Below are 251 nucleotides of genomic sequence, written 5' to 3' on the forward strand. Positions count from 1 at the left end.
GTACCGGAAACGACCCGCCATATTGCCGACGTGCTGGCGAAATCCGGCATCGACATGATGGATGCGGCGGTATCCGCCAGTCCGCATGTCGTCGCCGCCGGTGGCGCGACGTTGATGGTCGCCGCATCGGACGGCGTGCTCGAACGTGCGATGCCTGCTTTGCAGGCGATTACCGGAACCATCTATCGATGCGGCTCTCGCGTCGGCGATGGTCAGGCGATGAAGATGGTCAATAACGCGATGAATGCCGG

General features: G+C 62.2%; 1 protein-coding gene. It reads left to right on the top strand.

Annotated elements, in window-relative coordinates; genetic code table 11:
- Window positions 1-251: NAD(P)-binding domain-containing protein (locus tag R0J88_RS22005; RefSeq protein ID WP_410901178.1), on the top strand; the 251-nt coding region annotated here is incomplete at both ends.

The organism is Pseudoalteromonas sp. SIMBA_162, from assembly GCF_046535955.1.
Lineage (GTDB): Bacteria > Pseudomonadota > Gammaproteobacteria > Enterobacterales > Alteromonadaceae > Pseudoalteromonas > Pseudoalteromonas marina.